The 25,279-nt window shown below is 49.7% G+C and carries 19 protein-coding genes; 8 read left to right on the forward strand and 11 right to left on the reverse strand.

Going from position 1 to position 25,279, the window contains the following annotated elements; all coding sequences use genetic code 11:
- Positions 1 to 120: 120 nt before the first annotated feature.
- From N3Z11_RS07495 to N3Z11_RS07505, 3 genes are all read left to right on the forward strand, one after another.
- Positions 121 to 1,089 (forward strand): LysR family transcriptional regulator, encoded by a 969-nt coding sequence (locus N3Z11_RS07495; protein ID WP_260656540.1) that lies wholly within the window; start codon positions 121 to 123, stop codon positions 1,087 to 1,089.
- A gap of 375 nt (positions 1,090 to 1,464) precedes the next feature.
- Positions 1,465 to 2,556: a low-specificity L-threonine aldolase gene (gene ltaE, locus N3Z11_RS07500; RefSeq protein WP_260656541.1), complete on the forward strand. Its 1,092-nt coding sequence runs from the start codon at positions 1,465 to 1,467 to the stop codon at positions 2,554 to 2,556.
- Between the two features lie 137 nt (positions 2,557 to 2,693).
- Positions 2,694 to 4,538: an ABC transporter ATP-binding protein gene (locus N3Z11_RS07505; RefSeq protein WP_260656542.1), complete on the forward strand. Its 1,845-nt coding sequence runs from the start codon at positions 2,694 to 2,696 to the stop codon at positions 4,536 to 4,538.
- Between the two features lie 118 nt (positions 4,539 to 4,656).
- Here the strand turns inward: N3Z11_RS07505 and N3Z11_RS07510 are convergent, their stop codons facing one another.
- From N3Z11_RS07510 to apbC, 5 genes are all read right to left on the reverse strand, one after another.
- The gene (locus N3Z11_RS07510) at positions 4,657 to 5,232 is read right to left on the reverse strand and encodes a glutathione S-transferase family protein (protein ID WP_260656543.1); all 576 of its coding nucleotides are present in this window, start codon (positions 5,230 to 5,232) and stop codon (positions 4,657 to 4,659) included.
- 58 nt (positions 5,233 to 5,290) lie between these two features.
- On the reverse strand, positions 5,291 to 7,186 hold the full coding sequence (locus N3Z11_RS07515; RefSeq protein WP_260656544.1) for a DUF3300 domain-containing protein: 1,896 nt from the start codon (positions 7,184 to 7,186) through the stop codon (positions 5,291 to 5,293).
- A gap of 150 nt (positions 7,187 to 7,336) precedes the next feature.
- Positions 7,337 to 8,218, reverse strand: coding sequence for a DMT family transporter (locus N3Z11_RS07520; RefSeq protein WP_260656545.1), 882 nt, complete (start codon positions 8,216 to 8,218; stop codon positions 7,337 to 7,339).
- Positions 8,219 to 8,426: 208 nt separating this feature from the next.
- Complete coding sequence (gene dcd / locus N3Z11_RS07525; protein WP_260656546.1) at positions 8,427 to 9,023, reverse strand: dCTP deaminase; 597 nt, start codon at positions 9,021 to 9,023, stop codon at positions 8,427 to 8,429.
- A 1-nt stretch (position 9,024) separates the two neighbouring features.
- The gene (gene apbC, locus N3Z11_RS07530; RefSeq protein WP_260656547.1) at positions 9,025 to 10,092 is read right to left on the reverse strand and encodes an iron-sulfur cluster carrier protein ApbC; all 1,068 of its coding nucleotides are present in this window, start codon (positions 10,090 to 10,092) and stop codon (positions 9,025 to 9,027) included.
- A gap of 200 nt (positions 10,093 to 10,292) precedes the next feature.
- Here apbC and metG point away from each other — a divergent pair, with 200 nt between their 5' ends.
- Both metG and N3Z11_RS07540 read left to right on the forward strand, forming a co-directional pair.
- Positions 10,293 to 12,356: a methionine--tRNA ligase gene (gene metG / locus N3Z11_RS07535; protein ID WP_260656548.1), complete on the forward strand. Its 2,064-nt coding sequence runs from the start codon at positions 10,293 to 10,295 to the stop codon at positions 12,354 to 12,356.
- A gap of 130 nt (positions 12,357 to 12,486) precedes the next feature.
- Positions 12,487 to 13,887: an MFS transporter gene (locus N3Z11_RS07540; RefSeq protein WP_260656549.1), complete on the forward strand. Its 1,401-nt coding sequence runs from the start codon at positions 12,487 to 12,489 to the stop codon at positions 13,885 to 13,887.
- Between the two features lie 22 nt (positions 13,888 to 13,909).
- On the opposite strand, the gene N3Z11_RS07545 is transcribed toward N3Z11_RS07540, so the two are convergent.
- Positions 13,910 to 14,974, reverse strand: coding sequence for an NAD(P)H-quinone oxidoreductase (locus tag N3Z11_RS07545; protein WP_260656550.1), 1,065 nt, complete (start codon positions 14,972 to 14,974; stop codon positions 13,910 to 13,912).
- A 210-nt stretch (positions 14,975 to 15,184) separates the two neighbouring features.
- On the opposite strand from N3Z11_RS07545, the gene N3Z11_RS07550 reads away from it, so the two are divergent.
- On the forward strand, positions 15,185 to 16,375 hold the full coding sequence (locus N3Z11_RS07550) for a class I SAM-dependent rRNA methyltransferase (protein WP_260656551.1): 1,191 nt from the start codon (positions 15,185 to 15,187) through the stop codon (positions 16,373 to 16,375).
- 249 nt (positions 16,376 to 16,624) lie between these two features.
- Positions 16,625 to 17,197, forward strand: coding sequence for a YceI family protein (locus tag N3Z11_RS07555; protein WP_260656552.1), 573 nt, complete (start codon positions 16,625 to 16,627; stop codon positions 17,195 to 17,197).
- Between the two features lie 75 nt (positions 17,198 to 17,272).
- On the opposite strand, the gene N3Z11_RS07560 is transcribed toward N3Z11_RS07555, so the two are convergent.
- The 5 genes from N3Z11_RS07560 to N3Z11_RS07580 all read right to left on the reverse strand — a co-directional run bounded on the left by N3Z11_RS07560 (position 17,273) and on the right by N3Z11_RS07580 (position 24,733).
- Positions 17,273 to 18,634 carry a YjiH family protein gene (locus N3Z11_RS07560; protein ID WP_260656553.1) on the reverse strand — a complete coding sequence of 454 codons (1,362 nt, stop codon included), beginning with the start codon at positions 18,632 to 18,634 and terminating at the stop codon, positions 17,273 to 17,275.
- Between the two features lie 182 nt (positions 18,635 to 18,816).
- On the reverse strand, positions 18,817 to 19,116 hold the full coding sequence (locus tag N3Z11_RS07565) for a PilZ domain-containing protein (protein ID WP_260656554.1): 300 nt from the start codon (positions 19,114 to 19,116) through the stop codon (positions 18,817 to 18,819).
- A gap of 104 nt (positions 19,117 to 19,220) precedes the next feature.
- Entirely contained in the window at positions 19,221 to 23,096 is a 3,876-nt protein-coding gene (gene hrpA, locus N3Z11_RS07570) for an ATP-dependent RNA helicase HrpA (protein WP_260656555.1), read from the reverse strand.
- A 131-nt stretch (positions 23,097 to 23,227) separates the two neighbouring features.
- Complete coding sequence (locus tag N3Z11_RS07575; RefSeq protein WP_260656556.1) at positions 23,228 to 23,647, reverse strand: CBS domain-containing protein; 420 nt, start codon at positions 23,645 to 23,647, stop codon at positions 23,228 to 23,230.
- 96 nt (positions 23,648 to 23,743) lie between these two features.
- Positions 23,744 to 24,733, reverse strand: coding sequence for an isoaspartyl peptidase/L-asparaginase family protein (locus N3Z11_RS07580; protein WP_260656557.1), 990 nt, complete (start codon positions 24,731 to 24,733; stop codon positions 23,744 to 23,746).
- Between the two features lie 248 nt (positions 24,734 to 24,981).
- On the opposite strand from N3Z11_RS07580, the gene N3Z11_RS07585 reads away from it, so the two are divergent.
- The gene (locus N3Z11_RS07585; RefSeq protein ID WP_260656558.1) at positions 24,982 to 25,218 is read left to right on the forward strand and encodes a YdcH family protein; all 237 of its coding nucleotides are present in this window, start codon (positions 24,982 to 24,984) and stop codon (positions 25,216 to 25,218) included.
- Positions 25,219 to 25,279: the final 61 nt, after the last annotated feature.

Genomic DNA, 25,279 nt, shown 5'->3' on the forward strand with positions numbered 1-25,279 from the left:
GCTGTTGAACAAAGCGCACAGGGATGTTTTTACTGTGCTCTGTTGCCGGGTGGCGATTTTGCCTGTGTTTGGGTATATTGAATAATTAAATATAAGCGACACACATATAGATAATCATCAATGGATATAAGGCATTTAACTTTTCGTTTGCTGCAGGTGTATGTACAGGTGGTACGCCTTGGGTCGGTTTCTGCTGCCGCACGCGCCTTGCATCTGACCCAACCCACAGTGTCCTTGCAACTGAAAAAACTCAGCGAAGAAATTGGTGCCCCTTTGTTCGAACTTCGCCAGCAACAGCTGCAGCCTACTCATGTGGGCCAACAGTTATATCAGGCCGCCTGCGATGTGCTGGGCCGTTTTGACGACTTTTCACTTAGCCTGACCGAAGCCGAACAAGGCACCAGTGGACATTTAAGTTTAGGTATAGTCACCACGGCCAGTTATGTGATGCCACAAATTCTGGGTGGTTTTTATCGTCAGTTTCCCAATATTAAAGTGACGCTGAATGTGGCGAACCGCGCCCAGATGTTAGCCAGGTTTGAACAACAACTGGATGATTTATATGTGTTTAGCCACCCACCTATCGGCCACACTGTGCAGGCAGCGCGCATTTTAAAAAACCCGTTAAGCCTGATAGCACCGGGCAGCCATCCGCTTTGCAACACAACCACGGCCCTGACAATCAACCAGCTGCGCCAGTACCGTTTTTTACTGCGCGAGCCTGGCTCTGCCACCCGGCTGATGTTTGAGTCCTGGCTGAGCAGTCAGGGCATCGAGCTTGGGGACACCATGCAAATTGAAAACAATGAAGCAATCCGGCTTGGTGTTGCCGCTGGTTTAGGCCTTGCCGTGGTATCGGCGCATAGTTTGCCGCGCCATCACAACGACAATATTAAAGTGCTTGAAGTGGCTGGATTTCCGCTTGACGGTCACTGGTATCTTGTAAGGCGTAAAGACAGGCGGCTGCCGCAAACCGGTGAGCAGTTGGTGCGTTATATCAGCCGGCATCTTGGCGACTGTGTCGAGTCCAGATGGATTGTCAGTGGTATTGAACAGCTGGGAACCGCCCTTGGCGCGCATCCGGTATGAATTGATGCGCAACGCCGGCTCGGGGCAGACGGTGCCTAAAGCCCTGCCAAACATTGAATGTTAGGTCCTTCACACAGCATCTGGAGCTTACAACACTGTTAGCTGACAGAAGCTTATAAAAACCAGATGGCGTCAGGTTGACGAATGCCGGACTCAGAGCGAGCGCAGCGTAGATTCAGAGGTGACTCAACCATGCCTTTAATACATCCGGCGCAGCCCGATATTGTTTTTGTTTTTTCTCTGGCAGAATGCCGTGTTGATTGGCTGCTTTGCTGTCTGACGAGGTTCCAGATCTGCAGACGCTCAGACACGCAGCCGCAACAGATTTATATGACCCCCACTTTGACCTTGCATAATACCGGCACAGGAACAGTTATGATTGATTTACGCAGCGATACCGTCACCCGTCCAACTGCGCTGATGCGCGAACTGATGGCCAAAGCAGAAGTGGGTGATGATGTCTTTGGCGACGATCCCAGTGTCAACCAGCTGCAGGCTTACGCTGCCGAATTACTGGGCTTTGAAGCAGCGTTATTTGCCCCCAGCGGCACCATGACCAACTTAATAGCACTGATGAGTCACTGTCAGCGCGGTGATGAAGCCATAGTTGGCCAGAACTGGCACACCTATAAATGGGAAGGCGGTGGCATGGCGGTGCTTGGCTCTATTCAGCCACAACCTCTGCCCCATCAAGCGGACGGTTCTATTGCTCTGACTGATATTGCCGGCGCTATTAAACCGGACGATCCACATTTTGCCCGTACCAGACTGATAGTGGTGGAAAACACCACGGGCGGTCAGGTGTTGTCGCTCGATTATATGCAGCAGGTGCAACAGCTTGCGAAGCAACAGGGCCTTGCCTGTCATATAGACGGTGCCCGTATTTTTAATGCCGCCACAGCCCTTGCTGCCAAAGACGGTTCGGATCTTTACCAGAAAGCACGGCAGCTGGTGGCGGGTTATGATTCGGTGTCGGTCTGTTTATCCAAAGGTTTGGGAGCACCCGTTGGTTCTTTGTTGTTAGGCAGTGCTGAATTTATCAAAAGAGCAATTCGGGTACGTAAAATGCTGGGCGGCGGTATGCGCCAGGCCGGCATTCTGGCAGCCGCCGGTTTATATGCATTGCAGCATCAGGTGCGGCGTCTGACTGATGATCACTATCATGCAGCTATATTGCAGCAAGGTTTGGCGGCGCAGGCCGCGCACTTCGGTCTGACGCAGCTGTTTGTGCCAGCACCAGTGCAAAGCAATATTCTGTTTTGTGATTTGGCAGCCGATTTTGCTGCCTTTTATCAGCAGCAGCTGCAGCAACAAGGTATTCTTTGCACCGGCGGCAGTTATCAGGCAGCTCAGGGGCCAAGAGTAAGGCTTCGGTTTGTCACCCATCTGGATATCAACCGGCAACAGATTGAGCAGGTGCTGGCAGTAAGTGAGCAAGCGATGCAGCTTTGGTGTTTAAAGCAATAAGTCATTGGGAAACAATCTGTTTCCGCTTCTGCTGCTGAGTTTGTTGTGATCTTTTGTTAGGGTCTTGTGGCTCCTCTGAACGGCCTGGCTTTTTATCGACCTTGCCGCTGTAACAGCTTTTGTGAATTAAGGTATTTATGCTGCGTTATTTTGAAAAACTAACCGAACCCTTCCCGGCGGCAGAGCCGGCTCAGCCGCCCCATGGCCTTTGGGCTTTTTGCCGGCATTATAGTCAGGGTATGGTGTTGCCACTGTTGGTGATGGCCTCTTTAACGGCGTTATTGGCCATGCTTGAGGTGTCGTTATTTGGTTTTATGGGTCAGCTGGTTGACTGGCTGATTGAAAAAGACCCGGCTACTTTATGGCAAACCGAAAAAGACACCCTGATCCGGATGGGGCTGCTAACCGCTATCGGTATTCCACTGCTGGTGTTATTGCACTCGGCGGTCATTCACCAGATGATCCTGGGTAATTTCCCGATGGCCATCCGCTGGCAGGCACACCGCTATTTGCTTAAACAAAGTGTCAGTTTTTATCAGAATGATTTTGCCGGCCGTATTGCCACCAAAGTGATGCAAACCGCCCTTGCCGTGCGTGAAACCGCCACCAAACTGCTGGATGTCATGGTGTATGTGCTGGTGTATTTTGGCTCTATGTTGTATCTGGTGGCAGATGCCGACTTTCGTTTGGTGTCGCCACTGTTGGTGTGGCTGTTGTGTTACATCTGCCTGAATATCTATTTTGTACCGCGGTTAAAAGCTGTGGCCAGCCGTCAGGCCGATGCCCGTTCGGAAATGACCGGCCGTATTGTCGATAGTTACACCAATATCAACACCATCAAGCTGTTTTCCCATACCAGCCGTGAAGCTGATTACGCCAAAGACAGCATGACGCAGTTTCTGGTGCCTGTGTATCAGCAGATGCGGCTGGTGACCTGGCTGACGTTTTCAGTGCAAACTTTAAATTACCTGTTGGTGTTTGCCGTTGGCAGTATGTCGATTTGGTTGTGGACTGAACAGGCCGTCACTATTGGTTCTATTGCTATTGCCGTCAGCCTGTCGTTGCGCTTAAACGGCATGTCACAGTGGATCATGTGGGAAGTCAGCAGCTTATTTGAAAATATCGGTACTGTTGCAGACGGCATGAATACCCTGGCCCAACCCCAGCAGGTGCAGGATGTGGCCAATGCTAAAGCTTTAACTGTTCAGGGCGGTGCTATTGAGTTTCGCGATTTAACCTTTAACTACAGCAAAGCTGTCAGTGCGCAAAAAGCGGCGGTGCTTGATCAGCTGTACCTTGTGATCAAACCCGGTGAAAAAGTAGGTTTAGTTGGCCGCTCCGGTGCTGGTAAATCAACGCTGGTGAATCTGTTATTGCGCTTTTACGATCTGGAACAAGGCAAAATTCTGATTGATGGTCAGGATATCAGCCAGGTGCAACAGGAAAGTTTAAGAGCTCAGATTGCCATGGTGACGCAGGACACTTCTTTACTGCACCGCTCGGTGCGCGACAACATTCTGTATGGCAAACCTTCGGCCACTAAAGCTGAATTACTGGCGGCGGTTCGCGCTGCAGAAGCTGACGTGTTTATCAATGATTTAACCGACCCAAAAGGCAACACTGGCCTTGATGCTCAGGTTGGTGAGCGTGGCGTAAAACTGTCCGGCGGTCAGCGCCAGCGTATTGCCATTGCCCGGGTGCTGTTAAAAAATGCACCAATTTTGATTCTGGATGAAGCCACCTCAGCACTCGATTCTGAAGTGGAAGCCGCTATTCAGCAAAGTCTGAATACCCTGATGGCCGGTAAAACCGTGATTGCTATTGCTCACCGGCTCTCAACCATAGCGGCGATGGACAGACTGATAGTGCTGGATCAGGGCCGGATTGTGGAGCAAGGCAGCCATCAGCAGCTCATTGCTCAAGGCGGCATTTATGCCCAGTTATGGGCCCATCAGACCGGCGGTTTTATCGGACTGGATTAGCGCCTGTCTGTTGCTGATAGCTGATGAACAATAAAAAAGCCCTATCCGGGCTTTTTTATTGTTCAATTTGTCACGAAACTTTTACCGCAATTTTTACCGCAACTCCGGGACTGGTTTTTCAGGACAACCTTGGGTCGCTTAATGCAATACCAGGATGATTTTTTGCCGCAGCAACAAAAGCATTCAGTGCGTTAAACGGGGTTAAATCGGTTAAATTGCGAAATGCAGCCCAATCCAGTAATGCATACAAACTCATCGCCAGATAGTTCCAGCGCTGGAATTCACCTTGCTGCGCCTTTTGTTCCAGTACAGTTAACACTGCATGGGTACGTTCGCGTTGCAGATTAAAAAACAGTTTGTTGTCGTTGGTATCAAACCCACTGCGCTGACACAATAAAATCTCCACCAGCGAATCATTCACAGCATTGATCAGTGTCAGGGTATTCTCTTCATCCCAACTCAGTGGCGCCCAGCTGAATTTTTGCGATAAATATCTGAAAATCACCCCTGAATCAAACACCACCTGCGCGCCGTCACTGAGCATCGGCACTTTGCGCGTCGGATTGAGTTTGATCAGCCGCTCTCTGTCGGCAGATTCAAAAATATTCATGCTGATAAATTCATGTGGATATTCAGCGAGCAGCAGACGTAAACGGCGAACATAAGGTGACGATTGTGAACCAAATAATTGCATATTGACTCCCTTTTAATAACAAGACGCCCGCAAAGCGGGCGTTTGATGCAGCATATTGTTATTCAATTTGACGATGTGATTCTATCGGCCTTTCCGCCTGTTGTTCAACCGGAGGCTGATACACAGGTTCTGGTTGTTGGTACACAGGTTCAGGCTGTTGATACACAGGCTCCGGCTGCTGATATACAGGTTCAGGCTGCTGGTACACCGGCTCTGGCTGTTGATACACAGGTTCAGGCTGCTGGTACACAGGCTCAGGCTGTTGATACACCGGCTCTGGCTGCTGATATACCGGCTCCGGCTGCTGATATACCGGCTCTGGTTGCTGATACACAGGCTCTGGCTGTTGATATACAGGCTCCGGCTGCTGATATACCGGCTCTGGTTGCTGATACACAGGCTCTGGCTGTTGATACACAGGCTCTGGTTGTTGGTATACAGGTTCAGGCTGCTGTTCTATTGGCCGGGGTTGCTCAACTTGTCTGAACATATCTCTGTTATGAGTACGTTCGAGCTCGGCCGGCACCTCTGCAGTTGGCAGCTGCCGATCGGCCGGTACACCTGAGTTTGTCTGGTCAGTGACATCAGGCACAGGCTGAGGTCTGATCTCCTGTTCAATTCCTGAGTCTTTCAGACTGTACTCTTTTCTGTCCTCAGAAACATTCAAAGCCGGGTTCAGTCTGTCCTCTGTGCGTTGGTCTGTACCTTGATCTGTACTTTGGCCCGCTGCCTGTTCCGGTTGAGTCTGATCTGGTTGCACAGCATCGGGCTGTTGCCCAATCTCAACGGGGTTACCGTCGTTATCCCGTACTATATCCCTGTCGCGTTGCCGGCGTTCGACATCACGGGCCGGATCTGAACGCATCACCTGCTCCTGCGCCGGTGCCGGATACTGGCGCTGAATATCCTGATCACCAGGCAAGGCTACATTCTGTTGCTGGCGCTGTTCAGCAGCCCAGCGCCGTCTTTCGCCAACATCGTCTTGCCGGTAATCAGCGCCACTGAACTCGCGGTTTGGCTGATAACTGGTGTGATATACCACACCATGGCGGTGCTGTGGGTTATGGCGCCAATGCCGGCGTTCTTCATGACGGATAATATCATCATAACGGTAATACTTTGTTGGTCTGTGGTAATGGTTGATCACCACCACTTCGCGTCTTGGCCAGTAAAAAGTGGAAAAATAAAAGCTGGTGGAGACTCTTGCCCCTGAACCCCAGTACACCACAGACGCATGATTGCCATAGACAGGATGTGGCCAGTGGATGGGCGGGTATTCGCGCCACCACCAGTCGCCATACACCACGCGGGTGTCATACACAGGTACATACACCACTTCACGTTGACGAGGCTCGATGATAATGACTTTTTCTTTTTCACGGCGCTGCACCGTGATGTGTTCCTGATCTTTCAGATTGCCAGCTGCATAGGCCTTTTCCCTCAGGCTCTGCACTGTGGCCATCACCTGTTGCTGTTGAATTAAAAAGGCATCACCAAGCTTTTGCGTCCATTCCAGCTCATTGTTCATCTTGGTGAGCAAGGGCGCAAAAGCAACCAGAGCCCGTACGCTTGGATCCCAGGGTTCGTTTTCGGCGGCTTTTAATGCTTGTTCGGACGTCATGCCTTTTTGTGCGCTGAGCCAGCGGGTGGCTTTTACAATTTCCAGCGGATAAGTGGCGGCAATGAGCACATGGGAAAGCACTGTATCCGGATATAACGCAACAGGGGCCAGCATTTGATCAAGCTCGGCCTGGCTGAATAGCTTCTGACCGGCGCTGGCTTTTTGCTGCTGTGGATTTGTGGTTGTAGCCTGCTTGCTGGCACCGGCAGAAATCGTTTTGGCCTGACGTTTTGTTGCGTCTGCCGTAGGTTCCGCCGCCATAGCCAGGGGTAAATGTAACGCCAGCGCAAGACTTAACGTCATGGTTGACAACCGTAACACTGAGCTTTTCATCAACAAACTCCTGCTGCCTGGGCAGCTTCTTGCTAAAACGACAGAAACAGGCATGGATGCACCGGTGATACGACATCCAGTTATCAAAGGTTATGACACAGCGGATCTGAACTGGTTCTGAATTAACCGCCGGCATTCATTTTTTAATTTTTAACGGGACTTGTGCCACAACTGCCGTGGACGAAACCCGGTAACCAGCGCTGTGCCTGTTAACACAGTCAAAGCCCCCACTGCGGTGTGCCAACCTACCTGCTCATGCAAAAATAACGCACCCCATAACACACCAAACACCGGGATCAAAAAAGTCACGGTCAGTGCGGGTGTGGCCCCAACTTCCTGCACCAGCTTAAAATACAACAGATAGGCCACACCGGTACAAACCACGCCAAGAACCAGCACTGCAAATGCAACCTGCAGGCTCAGCTCGATGGCTGGCCCTGGCAGCAAGGTTAACGGCAACAATACCAGCACAGCACCCCACATACTGCCCTGCGCATTGGCAAAAGGTTCAACGGCTTTGGCCCTTCGGGTGTAATGGGTGGCAATGCCATAACAGCAGGCAGCACTTGCCGCTGCGGCTACGGCCAGCAAAGCGCCGCTTTTAAGCAGTACAGGGTCAAACCCGACCAGAATGGCAACTCCACAAACGCCAAGCAGCAAACCTGCAACTACGGCAAACGATAACGGCTGGCGGAAAAACAAAATACCAATCAGCGCGCCCCAGATAGGTGCTGTTGCGTTTAACACCGACAATAACGACGCTGTGAGCACTGTTGCCGCATAAGCAAAGAGTAAAAATGGCAAGGCCGAGTTAATAAAACCCAGCTTCAGATAATGCAGCCAGTTTTGCCGCCAATGCAGTTTTTTATGCAACAGCAGGGCTATCACCGACAAAAAGAGTGCAGCAAATAGCACCCGGCCAGACATCAACAGTGAAGGACCCAGAGCCGGCACTGCAATGCGGATAAATAAAAACGAAGCGCCCCAGATAGCAGCCAGTAACAACAAACGCCCGATATTGATTAACGACATCCGTTAACTCCGTGACCAGCAGCTCCTCGATGCTCAGAGGCTGCGCAGTTTGTGGTAAATATGCAGTAAAACTGCAATCTTCTGCAAAAACCCACTTGCATGACTTCGCAGTTTTATTGCATAATCACCACGCTTCATTTTTGCTTTATTGCTTCCGCCCATGCATTTTTGCATGGGCTTTTTCATTTTGGCCTGGCGCTAAATAAACTCAGCGGCCGGTTTTATCATCCTGATTAATCCGACTGGCCACTGCACCGGTTTGTTGCTGATACTTGGCATCTGTTCTTTTGTTGTAAGGGCGGTCTGCTGCGCCCGTCATCAGCTCAAAATTCAATGCACCAATTTTCATACCAGGGCGCAGCGCCAGCGGTAAACGGCCGCTGTTATAAAATTCCAGCACTATATTGCCAGACCAACCCGGATCAATACGGTGTGCAGTGACATGCACCATTAAACCAAGCCGCGCCAGGCTGGAACGACCATCCAGCCAGCCCACAATATCCGCCGGTAAAGTGACAGACTCGAGCGTGACAGCCAGTGCCAGCTCACCGGGGTGCAGATAAAAGGCTTCATCGTCAGCAAGCACCAGTTCTTCACTCATCACTGAATCCAGTGCTTGTTGTACTTCTTCCCTCGGGCCGCTTAAATCAATAAAAGGTGCGGCGTAAGCGGTAAAACTTCTGAATTTATGGCCCAGGCGGATATCTACGCTCACCCCACTGATCATGTCGCGGGACGGCATAGGTTCAATACAAATTTTGCCTTCAGCCAGGTAGCGTTCAATGTCGCGGTCACACAGTCTCATGTTAATCGTCCGTTATAATAATTTGCGGTTGTTGGGCAATTTTGTGCTGGGCTTGCCAGTATAAAGCGAAGATCAGTTGCCTGGCTATTTTCTGATAAATTTCAGCACATTGTTCACTTTCATTCAGCACTATTGGCATACCTTCGTCACTGTGCTGCCGGATTTGTTTTTGCAGTGGCAACTGGCCAAGCACCGGCACCTGATAACGTTCTGCTAACGCAACACCACCTTGTGAGCCAAAAATATCGTCGATATGACCGCAGCTGCTGCACTGGTAATAACTCATATTTTCCACAAGGCCCAGTAGCGGAATATTCACCTGACGGAACATGGCTATGCCTTTTTGTGCATCAGCCAGCGCCACGTCCTGCGGTGTTGTCACTATCACAGCACCGGCCACCGGCAACTTTTGCGACAACGTCAGCTGAATATCGCCGGTGCCCGGCGGCATATCGACCACCAGATAATCAAGCTCAGGCCACAGGGTTTCATTTAAAAGTTGCAGCAGCGCCTGGCTGGCCATAGGACCACGCCAGACCGATGCGGCCTGTGGGTCAACCAGAAAACCGATAGATTGCATAAAAATGCCAAATTTATGCACGGGGGCTAAGTGTTTGTCATCAGGTGAGGTAGCTTTGGTGCCAACCAGTCCCAGCATAGTCGGAATGGAAGGACCATAAATATCGGCATCCAATAATCCTACTTTGGCGCCTTGTTGTGCCAGCGCTATGGCGAGGTTCACAGCGGTGGTGGATTTACCTACGCCACCCTTGCCGGACGCTATCAAAATCACCTGACGGATGTTACCAAGGCTTGCTGGTAAGGGGTTTTGATACTTCAGCACCACTTCCCCGCTAAAACCTGCCCCAGCCAACGCCTGCTGTAATGAAGGCAACATTGCATCGGCGGCAAAAGGTAACTGGATAATAAGACGGTTATTATCAAAGGCTATATCAGTGGCGAGCTGTGATAAGGCCACCGGCATTTCTTCGGTTTGAAAATTTTCCAGCACCTGTTGTTGGGCACTGCTGAGCTTTATTGTGTTTTTGTTTTTCCACCAACCAAACATCGGATACCTGCGTTTAAAAACCAGTTTATGCTCTGGAGTTTTTGCCTGTGCCACAGCTGTGACAGATAAAAACTAAAAATGCGACTTGCTGCCTGCAGAAAAGCCGGTAGAACTACCGCTGCGGGAGTGCGCTTTAACGGCCGTTATTGTATCATGTTGTCATCTCTTTTCAGTTATTTATGCATTCAGAGTTCTATTTGATGACACAACGTAAAATTTTGATCACAAGCGCCCTTCCATACGCCAACGGCCCTATCCATTTAGGCCACTTATTGGAATATATTCAGACCGACATCTGGTCGCGTTTTCAAAAGGCGCGCGGTCATCAGTGTTTTTACGTCTGTGCGGATGACGCTCATGGCACCCCTATTATGCTCAAAGCGCAGCAATTGGGTTTAACACCTGAGCAAATGATTGCACAAACTTCAGTAGAGCATCAGGCTGATTTTAAAGACTTTCTGATTGGTTTTGATAACTACCACAGCACCCACAGCGACGAAAACCGCACTTTTGCCAGTGAAATTTATCAAAAGCTGGACGCCGGTGGTTATATCAAACGTAAAACCATCAGCCAGCTGTTTGACCCGGAAAAACAAATGTTCCTGCCGGACCGTTTTGTCAAAGGCGACTGCCCAAAATGTGGTGCTGTGGATCAAAACGGTGACAGCTGTGATGCCTGTGGTGCGACGTACAGCCCGACTGAACTGAAAAACCCACGTTCTGTGGTATCAGGCGCCACACCGGTATTAAAAGACTCCGAACATTATTTCTTTGACTTACCGGCCTTTGAGCAAATGTTGCAGGACTGGACCCGCGGTGGTTCGCTGCAAAGTGAAATGGCCAACAAGTTACAGGAATGGTTCAAAGAAGGCCTGCAGCAGTGGGATATCAGCCGCGACGCGCCTTATTTTGGTTTTGAAATTCCAGGTGCGCCGGGCAAGTTTTTCTACGTTTGGTTAGATGCGCCTATTGGTTATCTGGCCAGCTTTAAAAACCTCTGTGATAAAACCGGTATCAACTTTGATGATTTCTGGAAACTCGATTCTGACGCCGAGGTCTATCACTTTATCGGCAAAGACATTATTTATTTCCACAGCCTGTTCTGGCCTGCCATGTTAGACGGTGCCGGTTACCGCAAACCAAGCAGCGTCTTTGCGCATGGTTTTGTTACCGTAAACGGCGCCAAAATGTCCAAATCGCGTGGCACTTTTATTAAAGCCCGCACTTACCTGGATAACTTAAACCCTGAGTATCTGCGTTATTATTTTGCGTCAAAACTCACCTCTGGCATTGTTGACCTGGATTTGAACCTCGAAGATTTTTCGCAAAAAGTGAACGCCGATTTAGTGGGCAAAGTGGTGAATATCGCCAGCCGCTGCGCCAGCTTTATCAGCAAAAAATTCGACAGCACCTTATCTACTGACATTGCCGAGCCTGAATTACTGGCTGACTTTGTGGCACAAGGTGAAAGCATTGCAGCTTCGTTTGAACAACGTGAATACGCCCGTGCCATTCGCGACATTATGGCGCTGGCTGACAAAGCCAATCAGTATATTGACGCTAAAGCACCCTGGGTGCTGGCCAAGGATGAAAGCAAACAGCTGGAAACCCATCAGGTTTGCTCTATGGGGATCAACCTGTTCCGCGTGTTGATGCATTATTTAAAACCTGTACTGCCGGCCATGGCCGCTGAAGTAGAGGCCTTTTTAAATATTGAACTGCGCTGGGATAATTATCAGGCAGCGCTTAAAAATCACCGGATCAATACTTTTAAAGCGCTGATGCAGCGGGTTGACCCGGTAAAAGTGCAGGCCATGGTGGATGCATCCAAAGAAAATTTACAAGCCGCTGAGCCTGAAAAAACCACAAGCAAAAATGCGGCAAAAGCCGATGCAGCAGTAACAGCGGCAGATGCAGCAGCTTATGAACCTTTAGCACCGATGATTCAGTTTGATGATTTTGCCAAACTCGACTTAAGGGTCGCACGAATTGTCAGCGCCGAACATGTCGAAGGTGCCGACAAACTGGTGAAACTGCAACTGGATTTAGGTTTTGAAAGCCGTCAGGTGTTTGCCGGTATTAAATCTGCTTATGACCCAGCCGATTTAGTCGGTCGCTTAACAGTGATGGTGGCCAATCTGGCGCCGCGCAAAATGCGTTTTGGTATGTCAGAAGGCATGGTGATGGCAGCAGGCCCTGGCGGCAGCGATATTTTCCTGCTGACGCCGGACGATGGTGCAACACCTGGCATGCAGGTAAAATAAATGAATCGGGGCGCTGCACAACACAGCGCCCTTTTTTATTAGCTTATTGTTGATTTTATTGATGTAAATTCAGTTCCCCAAATTTGTTTTTGTTAGAATAAGCAAATTCCGACAGGCTTAAGGACAGCAGATGTCTGCCACTATCCGCTCATTTTCTTCGTTATACCTCGCCACTTTACTGATGGTACTGGCGGCAGGTTTGTTAACCACTTATCTGGGTTTACGCCTGGCGGCTATTGATGTGTCCAAAATCTGGATAGGTGCCATGATGTCGGCTTATTACCTTGGTCTGGTAGCTGGCTCGAAAATTGGTCATCGCCTGATTGCCAGAGTGGGTCATATCCGCGCTTTTGTCGCCACCGCAGGCATAGTGACGGCCTCGGCGCTGGGTCACGCATTAATTGATGATTTAAACGTCTGGCTGCTGCTTCGGCTGATGGTCGGTATTTGTATGATGTGCCAGTACATGGTGCTGGAAAGTTGGCTGAACGAGCAGGCCGATAGCAAAAACCGCGGTACTGTGTTTGCAAGTTACATGATTGTGTCGTATCTCGGCCTGGTACTGGGTCAGGGCGCAATGAGTTTAAACCCGGAACTGACCATTAAACCCTTGTTACTGGTCGCTATTTGTTTTGCACTTTGTATTGTACCTTTGGCACTGACCCGCCGTATTCACCCGCAGCCAATGCGCCCTGCACCATTAAAAATTAAGACGTTCTGGCTGAAAGTGCCACAGTCCTTAACCACTATTGCGCTGGCCGGCATGATTGTTGGTTCTTTTTATGGCCTCGCACCGGCTTTTGCCGCAGCACAAGGCATGAATACGGAGCAAGTCGCAGCTTATATGGCAACCACAGTGGTTGCAGGCCTACTGGCGCAGTGGCCGATGGGTAAATTATCGGACAGAATACGCCGCTCGCGTCTAATCCGCACCAACACAGTGCTGCTGGGTATATTGGTACTGGCGATGGCCGCACTGCCGCTGTCAGGATACCTGCAGCTTGCTTTTACCTTCTGTTTTGGGGTGTTGGCTTTTACGCTATATCCGCTGGCGACTGCACTTGCAAATCAGAATATTGAGCAGGATGAACGGGTGGCGCTGTCGGCAACTATTTTGCTGACCTTTGGCCTTGGCGCCAGCACGGGCCCGCTGATTGCGTCTGCTTTTATGCAGTTTGGCGGCAGCCGCATGTTATATGCCTTTATGGCGTTGGTCGCTGCTTTGTTGTTCCTTCGCTTAACCCAGGTGAATTATCAGCAAAAACAACAGGAAAAATCCCAACCAAAAGATTATGTGATGGCATCGGGCGACTTAGTGTCGTCGCCGCTGGCGGCTGCTTTAGATCCAAGGGTTGATCAGGCCACAGCTCAGCAACAACTGATGGCTGACCCTGAGCTGGTGGTTGTTGAACCTGGTCAGGGCGTGCAGCAGGAGCTGGTATTTGAAACTGAGCCTGTTGCCGAAGCAGATGAACAGGTCCCGTCCCAGAGTGGACAAACAACAACATCTGTCGACAGCAAAATATCCTGAACCAGGCAGCGCACAATAAACCTCAGCCCTGCTGCGGGCTGAGACTTAATACCAGTTTACCAACCACCGCATTGCTGGCGAGTAACTGATGCGACTGCTCTGCCTGTTGCCAGTCCAATACCTGAGCTAATACGGGTTTGATGGTCCCGGAAGCCAAAGCTTCGCCAAACTGCTGGTGAAAGGCACGGCAAAGCGCGGTTTTATAATCGTCACTGCGGTTTCTGAGGGTTGAACACAAAAGCTGGCCACGCTTTTTAAACATCGGCGCCAGATCAAAAGCCGGCACCTGCCGCCCGCCCATCATCGCCAGCACTACAATACGGCCGTCCTGCGCTAACAGCTGCACATTTTTAGGAATGTAGTCACCTGCTACCGGGTCAATGATCACATCAAACCCCTGAGGCACAGCTGCTTTAAGCTCAGTAACAAAATCTGCTTTTTTATAATTGATACAAAAGTCTGCGCCAAGTTTATAACAAGCATCAGCCTTGTCGTCTGAACCAACCGTCACAGCAACAACGGCATTTTGCAGTTTTGCCAGCTGAATTGCAGCTGTGCCAACACCACTGGCACCGGCATGAATAAGTACACAACTCTGCGCTTGTGAACGTCCGTGCTCTGTTAAACCACCGAGCTCAAACATCGCCTGATAAGCAGTTAAAAAAACTTCGGCTGTTGCAGCCGCTTCTACTGTGCTCAAAGTTTCCGGACGTTTTAGTAAATGACCACTGTGAAGCAGCGCATATTCAGCATAACCGCCGCCCGGCACCAAACCAAACACCTCCTGCCCCAGCCAGTGCGCCAGGGTGCTATCGCCAACAGCCACTACAGTGCCGGCCACTTCCAGCCCCAAAATCGGACTTTCACCCGCTGGCGGCGGATAAATACCGGCGCGCTGGGCTAAATCGGCGCGGTTTACCCCTGCAGCCACAACTTTCACCAGCACCTGACTGGCACCCGGCACAGGCACCGGCAGTTCTTTAAAAACCAGCCTGCTGTCAGAGCCCTGATTTTCTACATCAATGGCGCGCATTAAGGCGCTGACTGCACTTTTCTCAATCTTTGGTTCAGAACTTAAAACGGACATCAGAACTCCCTGGTTCACACTGGTTTTTTGCAACAGCTTCAGACTGTTATTAATTAAAACTGATCGCTGTTTGTGCTGATATATGGCCTAACATAAGGCCAGAGTGAGCAAACACCAAGCGACATCAGCGCTACCTCATAAGTTTTACTTTAGCTTTGTGCTTTTCGTGCTTAAAATGCGCGTCTTTTCTTTTCAGCCGGAAGCACCATTATGACCGCCAGTATCATTTTACAAAACGATCGTGACAAATCGTTAAAACGCCGCCATCCCTGGGTGTTTTCACAAGCCGTCAAACAGGTGCATGGCACGCCTAATGCCGGCGATACTGTGGATATTCTGACTGCAGATGGTAAGTTTCTGGCCCGCGGTGCTTATTCGCCTAATTCACAAATCCGTGCCCGTGTCTGGACCTTTGACCAAAACGAGCAAATAGATGCGGATTTTTTCCTGCGCCGTATCGCTCAGGCCTGGGCGGTGCGTCAGCAACTGTTTGATTTAAGCCAAACCAACGGCATCCGGGTGGTCGCGGCTGAGTCAGATTCATTACCAGGAGTGACCATCGATTTATACGCCGATGTTCTGGTCTGCCAGCTGCTCAGTGCCGGCGCTGAACGTCAGCGCAAACATATAGTCGCTGCGTTAAAACAACTGTTTGATGGTTATAGCATTTACGAACGTTCCGACGTGGACGTGCGCAAAAAAGAAGGTTTGGAGCCGCGCACCGGCTGGTTACATTTACCACGCGACAGCGGCGAAGTCGTGATTAAAGAAAATGGTCTGAATATTCTGGTGGATGTGGTCAATGGCCATAAAACCGGTTTTTATCTTGATCAACGTGACAGCCGTGCCGCTGCCGGCCGTTATGCCAAAGGTAAAACTGTGCTGAACTGTTTTAGCTACACCGGAACCTTTGGTCTGGCAGCTTTAACAGGTGGCGCCGCTCATGTGACTAATGCCGATTTATCTGAGCTGGCGCTGGAAACTGCCCGTCGTAATATGGAGCTGAACCAGCTGGATTTATCCAAAGCGACTATGACCAAAGCCGATGTATTTAAATTGCTTCGCCAGTACAAAGATGAAGGTAAACAGTTTGATATGGTGATTTTAGACCCACCTAAATTTGCCGAAAACAAAAGCCAGCTGGTAGGCGCCTGCCGTGGTTATAAAGACATTAACCGGGTGGCGATGCAAATTGTGAGGCCAGGTGGTTTGTTATTAACCTTTTCCTGCTCAGGTTTGATGGAAGAAAGTTTATTCCAGAAAGTGGTCGCGGACGCTGCTCTTGATGCCAACCGTGGTTGTTTATTTATTGAACGCTTAAGTCAGGCCACAGATCACTCTATCGCCAGCTTTTACCCTGAGGGTCATTATTTAAAAGGTCTGGTTTGTATTATCCAGTAAGCAGCTTGTTCTGCTGTCAGTGAAGCTGGAGCGCGCAACCTGCCACTCCGGCTTTTTTATCTCAGCGGTGGGACCAGCCACTCTTCATCACAGCGCCAGCACTTCCTTACCTACCTTTGATCTATCCATCGCAACAAATTGTACAAAACGGCAATTTTACTGGTTGTTGGCGACTGACTTGGTTACCATCAGCCAGCAATTGTTTCATTCTTGCCGACACAGGCAATTTATCATCTGACAGGAGTTGTTATGCGCTTACTTATCGCCGCTATTGCCCTTTCCACCACTTTTGCAAGCCAGGCCGCCTGGCAGCTGGAGCCAGCTCAATCTCAGCTTCGTTTTGTCTCTGTTAAAAATGGCACTGTGGCTGAAGTGCATAAATTCAGTCAGCTGTCTGGCAGCTGGGCAGATGATGGCAAGGTTATGGTGCAAATTCCGGTAGCAACTTTGGATACGCTGATCCCTATCCGTAACGAGCGGATGCTGGAACATGTACTGAACGCCAAAAGTTTCCCAAACATCAGCGCCAGCGCGCAAATTGAACCGAAATTACTGTCAGATTTAACTGTTGGTGCCAGCATGCAACATCAGACAGAACTGAGCTTAACGCTGCTGGATAAAACCCAGACTTTACCAGTGCAACTGACGCTGACTAAACTCAGTAACAACAAAATTCAGGCCAGCACCACAGCACCTGTTCTGGTGAATAGTGCAGCTTTTCAGCTGGATGCCGGTGTACGTAAGTTGCAGGACATTGCCAAGTTAAACGATATCAGCCTGCTGGTGCCTGTGACCTTTAACGTTGAATTTAGCCGCAAATAACACAGCGTTCCGGCGCTGAAGTGCAAAAAAAGACAAGCTTTGCTTGTCTTTTTTTGCTGCGCTTATATAACAAGGTCAAAATAATAGATGCGCCATACCGGCAATCACCGGCAAGGTTACCAAAGTGCGCAGCAGGAAAATCAGTAATAAATCCAATAAGGTGACCGGTATTTTACTGCCCAGTAATAACGCGCCCACTTCTGACATATAAATCAGCTGAGTCACCGACAAAGCTGCGATCACAAAACGGGTCATTTCACTGGGGACTTCGGCAATCAGAATCGAAGGCACAAACATATCGGCAAAACCCACCATCACAGCCTTTGATGCGTCCACGGCAAAAGGGATTTGTAACAATTCAAATAAGGGCACAAAAGGTGCGCCCAGCCAGCTAAAGATAGGGGTGTATTCAGCCACAATTAAAGCGCAAGTACCCACCGCCATAATCACCGGCAATACCCCAAACAACATATCTAAAACCGTTTCCACCCCTTCTTTGGCAGTGGCTTTGACACCAGGCGCCATACTTGCGCGGTGTAAACCATGGGAAAAGGCACGGCTCCAGACCGAAGTGCGGCTAAAATGGCCACCTTCGGCTTTCATATGATCATAACCGTCGATAAAAGTATCGGGTTTGTGGCGAAGCGGCGGCAGATAAGGCAGCACTATGGCTGCGACCACACCGGCCAGACAAATAGTGCCGTAAAACTGCACAAACATATGCTCAAGTTTTACCTGCCCCAGTACCACTAAACAAAAGGTTACTGAAACGGCGGAAAAGGTCGTACCAATCACAGCAGCTTCGCGTGCGGTATAAAAACCGGCTTCATATTGTTTACTGGTCAGTAGAATACCCACACTGCCATCACCCAGCCAGGAGGCAATACAGTCCACCGCCGAACGCCCCGGCAAGCGGAATACCGGACGCATAATTTTGGTCATCAGAGTGCCTATCATTTCCAGCAGACCAAAATTCAGCAGTAAGGGTAAAAACAATCCGGCAAACACAAACACACATAAAAGCACCGGCAATAAGTCATGAAACACCAAACCGCCGGTAGCACTGCTATGAATAGCAGCTGGCCCTGTGGCAAAAAGCGCCAGTACTATAAACACAGCCCCCATTAAACGCACCCAAAGCCAGACAGGGGCGGGTTTAAATAATTTTTGCCACAGTGCATGTTGCATAAAAGCGGCTGGTTTTAGCCGGGTCCAAACAGTACATAAAGCAGACGTTGTGACAATAAAAGCCAAAACCCAGGGCATAGCACTGCCCAATGTGGTTTTTAACCAGTTGGCCATTACAGCGACCGGAATGGTCAGGCCTTTTTCCGCCGGAATAGGGGTCATAAATAAAAAAAGTCCAAGCGCTGAGGGAATCATAAGAATGGCGAGATGACGCCAGCTGAAATAATTGATGGCTTTGGACTCTGACATAAAGGTTCTGGTTAACTCGATTAAAATTGCGGCAAGGGTAAAGGCTTTCGGGCTGGCTGTCATCCATAAAACACGTTCTTAACGCACAACTGCTGATTTTTTAACAGCATCAGGTCAGCGGTTTTATCACAAATTGGCCGTACAAATGTGGGATGCACCCCCACAATCAGCCAGCCGAATCGCTAATTCAGTTCAATAAACAGTAAACCCAACAGGTATAAATCTTCACCTTCCTGAGCGCAACGCACCACTTTGGCATGAGCGTCGAGCGGCGCCACACTGGGGTTATTCGAATCCAGCCGTACATGCAACATCATGCCCATTTCCAGTGGCTCGTCGACTTCAACCGACATGCCGGTGGCGCTTAAATCACGGCAGATGCCGTCAAGTTCCCTGCCTGACTCCGGATCGTTGATCAGGATCTGTACATCACAATTAATCATCATCCTAAAATAATTGCGTTTGTCGTTTCTGCTCAGCATACAATCCTCGGGCTTTGCGTGGGCTCTGCATTGTTATAATGCCAATAGCAGATGCTGTAAAGGCAATATTCCGCCACCAGGGCGATGCAAATTCCCTGTGCGGTTTATTTCAGCTCCTGCACCGCCAGCAATACCCTTTTGCCGGAAATCGGATAAGGCGTGCCCAGTTGCTGGGCAAATAACGACACTTTCAGCTCTTCCAGCATCCAGCGAATGGCCTCTACTTCGACTGGCACTGGCTTACCGGCAAATTTACCCAGCAGATTTTTATAGGCGTCTTCTGCTTTTTGATACTCGTGCATCATTAACCTGTCGCGCTGCGGGTCAACCGGTAACTTTTCCAGTCGTTTTTGCAGCGCCTGCAAATAACGACGCACATCATCCAGCTTTGCCGCGCCATGGGCTGACACAAAACCTTTAAATAACAGCGTATCAAGCTGCTGTTTTATATCGGCATTGGCATAAGCCAGGGCTAAATCCAGCCGGCCACGTAATTTTTTTGAAATCTCATGACCTATGGTAAGAATTTGCTCTACTTTGAGTGCAATTTGCAGAACAGTATCGCCAATCTCGGCGCGCACTTTGTCGCGCAGCTGTAAAAACTGTTCGTTATTTTCCGGCCAGGGGTTATTGGCGATTAATAAATCCACACCGGCGGCGATACAGTCATCAATCAGCTCCAGTACCTTACCAAAAGGATTAAAATACAGCCCCAGTTTGGCTTTATTCGGCAGTGAGTCCTGCAGGTATTTCACCGGTGACGGGATATTCAGCAGCAATAAACGGCGAAGCCCGAGTTTTGACAAAGCCTGTGCTTGCTCGGGGTTATCCAGAAGTTTGATAGCCACACTGTCTTTTTCATCGACCAATGCCGGAAAGGCTTTGATCTGATAACCGCTTTGTACCTTGATATATTCGCGTGGCAGCTCGCCAAAACTCCATTCGGTCAGCCTGTCCTGCTCTATACCCTGCTCTGCCACCGCACTTAAAGTTTGTTGAACTTTGCCCTGCAGCTGTTGTTTTAACAAAGCCAGCGACCGGCCTTGTTTGAGCGTGTTGCCTTTATCATCCACCACTTTAAAGTTAAATTTTAAATGTGCGTCTAATAAGTTCAGCTCCCAACTTTCATCAGGAATGGTGACTCCGCTCATTCGTTTTAACCGCTGTGCCACCACTGTCAGCAAAGGGCCATCTTCCGGCTTGATACTTTGCAGCAAAGCGTCGGCGTAGTTTGGAGCCGGCACAAAATTACGGCGCAGGCTTTTGGGTAAAGATTTAATCAATGCGACCAAAAGTTCATGGCGAAGCCCTGGGATCAACCAATCAAACCCTTCGTCTTTCAGTTGATTGAGTAAAGTCAGCGGCACTATCAGGCTGACACCATCATCGGGCGCGCCAGGAGAAAAATGATACTCCAGCGGCAGGGTTAAATTGTCCTGGCGCCAGAACTCCGGATAACTGTCGGCGGTAATGCTGTCAGCGCTGTGTTTACGCAACTGCTCCGGGTCAAAATTCAGATACTTCGGATCTTTTTGTTTTTGGGTGCGCCACCACTTTTGAAAATCCACTCTGTTATTGGCCCAAAGCGGCACTTTGTCGGCATAAAAACCGGCCAGGGTTTCTTCGTCGACCAGAATGTCACGCCGGCGCGATTTATCTTCAAGCTCAGTGACTTCGTCAATTAAGCGGGCGTTGTAAGCTAAAAAGGCTTCATTAAGGCCAAGCTCCTGATTCACCAGCGCTTCACGGATAAACAGCTGATGACACAAAGCTTCATCAATTTTGCTGTACAGCACCGGCCTTTTGGCAACGATCACCAGACCATACAAAGTGACCTGTTCGTAGGCAATCACAGCACCACGCTTTTTCTCCCAGTGCGGCTCGGCATAACTGCGGTTCACCAGATGCTGCGCCAGCGGTTCTATCCATTCAGGCTCAATTTTGGCCAGAGTTCTGGCATATAAACGGCTGGTTTCCACCAGCTCAGCGCTCATCACCCATTTTGGCTTTTTCTTAAATAAAGCACTGCCCGGGAATACGTAAAACCGGCTTTGCCTTGGCCCCAGATAATCGGCTTCAGTGTCACGCTGGCCAATTTGTCCGAGTAAACCGGTCAGAATGGCGCTGTGAATGCTGTGATAATCGGCATTTTGGCTATTGAGTTTAAACTGCAGCTCCTGACACACCTGCGACAACTGGCCAAATAAATCCTGCCATTCCCGCACCCGCAGATAATTTAGCAGCTCCATTTTGCACATACGGCGGAACTGATTATTACTCAGCGTATCTTGCTGCGCCTGCAGGTAATCCCAGAGTTTCAGCATTGAGGCAAAATCAGAATCCGGCTCGGTAAAACGGCCGTGTAATTCATCGGCTTTTTGCTGTTTATCCAAAGGCCTTTCGCGTGGGTCCTGAATTGACAAGGCAGCCGTGATCACCAGTACTTCGCGCAATGCGCCGTTACCGGCTGCTGCCAACACCATCCTTGCCAGTTTAGGGTCGACCGGCAGGCGGCTGAGCTGCTGACCAAGCGGCGATAATGTCAGTTTACCCTGCTGTGCAGTTTTAAGAGCTCCCAGCTCTTCGAGTAAACGAATACCGTCGTTAATAAAACGACTGTCCGGCTTTTGTAAAAACGGAAACTGCTGAATATCACCAAGCCCAAGCGCCAGCATTTGCAAAATAACGGACGCCAGGTTGGTGCGCAGAATTTCCGGATCGGTAAACTCAGGCCGGCCTAAAAAGTCTTCTTCACTGTAAAGGCGGATACAAATACCGGCCGCCACCCGGCCACAACGGCCTTTACGCTGATTGGCGCTGGCCTGACTGATAGCTTCAATAGGCAACTGCTGCACTTTGGAGCGGTAGCTGTAGCGCGATAACCGTGCTGTGCCCGGGTCTATCACATAACGAATGCCAGGCACTGTCAGCGAGGTTTCAGCCACGTTGGTGGCCAGCACAATACGCCGGCCGGCGTGACTTTGGAAAATACGGTTTTGCTCAGTGGCGCTTAACCTGGCGTACAACGGCAACACTTCGGTGTGCGGTAGTTTCAGCTTTTCCAGCGCGTCGGCAGTGTCGCGGATTTCACGTTCACCGTTTAAAAAAATCAGAATATCGCCTGGCGGTTCGCGGTACAGCTCTTCTACGGCATCAAAAATGGCCTGCAGCTGATCGGCATCTTTGTCATCGTTATCCACCGGCGCTCTGTATCTGACTTCCACCGGATAAGTCCGGCCCGATACTTCAATCACAGGGGCGTTGTTAAAGTGTTTGGAGAAACGCTGTGGGTCAATAGTGGCCGAGGTAATGATCAGTTTTAAATCGGGGCGGCGCGGCAACAGCTGCTTTAAATACCCCAGCAGAAAGTCGATATTCAGGCTACGTTCGTGCGCTTCGTCGATGATGATGGTGTCGTATTGATTTAAAAATCTGTCCTGCTGAATTTCTGCCAGCAAAATACCGTCTGTCATCAGCTTGATATGTGAAAGTGGCGAGCTGTGATCGCCAAACCGCACTTTATAACCAACCTGATCACCTAGCTGGCAGTTAAGCTCGTCGGCAAGGCGTTGTGCCACACTGCGCGCCGCTAAGCGTCTTGGCTGGGTATGACCAATAAAGCCTTCCACACCACGGCCAAGCTCCAGGCAAATTTTCGGCAGCTGCGTGGTTTTGCCCGAGCCTGTTTCGCCGGCGATAATCACCACCTGATGGGCTGCTATCGCAGCTTTAATATCGTCCCTCTTACCAACCACCGGCAGCTCGGCCGGATAACTGATATTAGGCACAGTGGCAAGGCGTCTTAATTTAAGCGCAGCAGAGCGGTCTATGTCTGCGGCAATTTTTTCCAGCACTTTTGGCAACGCATCGGCGGCGAGTTTTTCAGCGCCATGCAAACGCTTTTTCAGACCAAAACGGTCTTTTGGCATACAAGCGGCTAATTGGGAAAATAAAGCAGATACAGTTACAGCAGCAGTCAAAACAACGCCCTCACGACAAAGAGGGCGTTATGCTAACAAGTTTTATCAAGGCAAATCCAGCAAACTCAGCCCCAGGCTGCAAGATAAGCGTTCAGCCAAAGCCGAAGTGCCGAAAAAGCAAACAACAGAGCTTAACTAACGGCACGATAATGCGAATGTAATTCTTGATCGATGGCCCTTAGTACGTCGGTGCGGCTAATGACGCCAAGCAATACACCATTATCATCCACCACAGGATAAATTTTTGGTTTAGCCCCCAGCATCTGCTGCGCTAAATCAATAATGCCGGTATAAGGTTTAACCGTCAGCACTTCAGTACGCATCACGTCGCTGACATGGGCGCTGACCTGATCGTGATAAGACGACAACAACATCCGCGCCAGACAATCCTGCTCAGATAAAAAACCAACCACTTTATGATTTTTGTCAATTACAGGGCCACCTAACTGGCCGGATGCGGCCAGCCGGTCTACTGCAGTTTCTAGCGTCATGTCGGCAGCGAAAGTGACGGGATGGTGATTCATCTGGTCTGCCACTTTTAATAAGTTCATGCTTCCCCCTCAATTACAACACCACTGGCTTTTTAACAGCAGCAATGATTGTGCTGCTGTTAAAAAGCGTAGTGCATAATCGAAAGTTCAGCCTTGCTATTGTGACTTTTTCGCAAGGTCCTGAAAAATAGCTACTTCTGCCGGCTGACCTGCAGTTCGTTTTGCCCGGTACATACCTTCAGTATTAAATGGCCAACTGATATTACCTTTGTTATCCATCACTATGACACCACCCGTGCCACCGGCTTTAACCAGCTCCTGATGGATCACCTGATGAGCTGCCTCTGCTGCACTGACTCCGCTATATTTCACCCTGGCACAAATATCTGCAGCAACACGGTAACGGATAAAAAACTCACCATGGCCGGTGGCAGAGACGGCACAGCTTTGGTTATCGGCAAAATTACCGGCGCCAATAATAGGCGCATCCCCAATACGGCCATATCTTTTGGCGGTCATACCGCCTGTTGAAGTTGCAGCGGCCAGGTTACCGCTTTTATCAAGCGCCACAGCGCCCACTGTGCCCATATTCCAGGCTGGGTTCCAGCCCGGCAACAGACGAATTGAGGCCTGATGCGGGGTTTTGGGCTGCGCTTTTTCCATTGCTGCTTTGGCTTTGAGCAGTGCTTCATATCTGAATTGGGTATCAAAATGACGGTTATCCACCAGGGTTAAGCCCTGCAGTTTGGCAAACTCTTCAGCGCCTTTGCCGGATAACATCACATGATCCGACTTTTCCATCACAGCCCGTGCCAATAACACCGGATTTTTCACTGTGGTGACACCGGCCACAGCCCCTGCCGCAAGATTGTCGCCACGCATAATAGATGCATCCAGGTCATGGCCACCTTCATAGGTATACACTGCCCCTTTGCCTGCATTAAACAGTGGCGAGTCTTCCATCACCAACACCGCTTTTGTGACCGCATCAAGGCTGCTACCACCCTGTTCCAGCACCTGATAACCGGCATTCACCGCTTCGGTGAGCGCAGCTTCATAAGCTTGTTGCTGGGAAGCTGTCAGCGCTGCTTTGTTAATAGTGCCGGCACCGCCGTGGATCACAATGGCGTAAGGAGCTTTCGCCATTACACAGCTACTGACAGCTAGAGCAGTCAACGACAACATCAAAGTACAAAAACGCATATTTTCACCCGGGAATTGGTTATCAATAGCGCAGTGATACCCTGAACCCGTTCACAATTGCAATCGACGCACAAGCTGTTGCGGTCAATCAGCAAAAGCTTGCGTTAAATCAAAACAGTGCCTAACCAGGTTGTTAGCATGATGTCAGTACAACATCAACAGGCAGCCAGCCTGAATTAAGGGGTAAACACATGACATTAGAAAAACATAGTCTGGTGCAGGAGTTTCCGGAATATCGTGAACGTATTCATCAGTTAAAAACCACAGACCATCATTTTGCGCGATTATTTGCTGAGTACCACGATGTTGATCACGAAGTATTTCGAATTGAGCAAGGCACTGAAGTGAGCTCAGATGATTATCTGGAAGAGCGTAAAAAGCTGCGACTGAAATTAAAAGATGATTTATTTAGCGCGATTCAGAGCTAAAGACCGGCGTTCGCAGTGGGAGCATCCTCCGCACTCTGGCCAGAAAAAGCAAAAGGCGTAT

The organism is Rheinheimera sp. 4Y26, assembly GCF_025245835.1.
Lineage (GTDB): Bacteria > Pseudomonadota > Gammaproteobacteria > Enterobacterales > Alteromonadaceae > Pararheinheimera.

Excerpts from the sequence above, each read along its gene's own strand:
- N3Z11_RS07495 (WP_260656540.1), top strand. The coding sequence starts at position 121 with ATGGATATAAGGCATTTAACTTTTCGTTTGCTGCAGGTGTATGTACAG.
- ltaE (WP_260656541.1), top strand. The coding sequence starts at position 1,465 with ATGATTGATTTACGCAGCGATACCGTCACCCGTCCAACTGCGCTGATG.
- N3Z11_RS07505 (WP_260656542.1), top strand. The coding sequence starts at position 2,694 with ATGCTGCGTTATTTTGAAAAACTAACCGAACCCTTCCCGGCGGCAGAG.
- N3Z11_RS07510 (WP_260656543.1), bottom strand. The coding sequence starts at position 5,232 with ATGCAATTATTTGGTTCACAATCGTCACCTTATGTTCGCCGTTTACGT.
- N3Z11_RS07515 (WP_260656544.1), bottom strand. The coding sequence starts at position 7,186 with ATGAAAAGCTCAGTGTTACGGTTGTCAACCATGACGTTAAGTCTTGCG.
- N3Z11_RS07520 (WP_260656545.1), bottom strand. The coding sequence starts at position 8,218 with ATGTCGTTAATCAATATCGGGCGTTTGTTGTTACTGGCTGCTATCTGG.
- dcd (WP_260656546.1), bottom strand. The coding sequence starts at position 9,023 with ATGAGACTGTGTGACCGCGACATTGAACGCTACCTGGCTGAAGGCAAA.
- apbC (WP_260656547.1), bottom strand. The coding sequence starts at position 10,092 with ATGTTTGGTTGGTGGAAAAACAAAAACACAATAAAGCTCAGCAGTGCC.
- metG (WP_260656548.1), top strand. The coding sequence starts at position 10,293 with ATGACACAACGTAAAATTTTGATCACAAGCGCCCTTCCATACGCCAAC.
- N3Z11_RS07540 (WP_260656549.1), top strand. The coding sequence starts at position 12,487 with ATGTCTGCCACTATCCGCTCATTTTCTTCGTTATACCTCGCCACTTTA.
- N3Z11_RS07545 (WP_260656550.1), bottom strand. The coding sequence starts at position 14,974 with ATGTCCGTTTTAAGTTCTGAACCAAAGATTGAGAAAAGTGCAGTCAGC.
- N3Z11_RS07550 (WP_260656551.1), top strand. The coding sequence starts at position 15,185 with ATGACCGCCAGTATCATTTTACAAAACGATCGTGACAAATCGTTAAAA.
- N3Z11_RS07555 (WP_260656552.1), top strand. The coding sequence starts at position 16,625 with ATGCGCTTACTTATCGCCGCTATTGCCCTTTCCACCACTTTTGCAAGC.
- N3Z11_RS07560 (WP_260656553.1), bottom strand. The coding sequence starts at position 18,634 with ATGTCAGAGTCCAAAGCCATCAATTATTTCAGCTGGCGTCATCTCGCC.
- N3Z11_RS07565 (WP_260656554.1), bottom strand. The coding sequence starts at position 19,116 with ATGCTGAGCAGAAACGACAAACGCAATTATTTTAGGATGATGATTAAT.
- N3Z11_RS07575 (WP_260656556.1), bottom strand. The coding sequence starts at position 23,647 with ATGAACTTATTAAAAGTGGCAGACCAGATGAATCACCATCCCGTCACT.
- N3Z11_RS07580 (WP_260656557.1), bottom strand. The coding sequence starts at position 24,733 with ATGGCGAAAGCTCCTTACGCCATTGTGATCCACGGCGGTGCCGGCACT.
- N3Z11_RS07585 (WP_260656558.1), top strand. The coding sequence starts at position 24,982 with ATGACATTAGAAAAACATAGTCTGGTGCAGGAGTTTCCGGAATATCGT.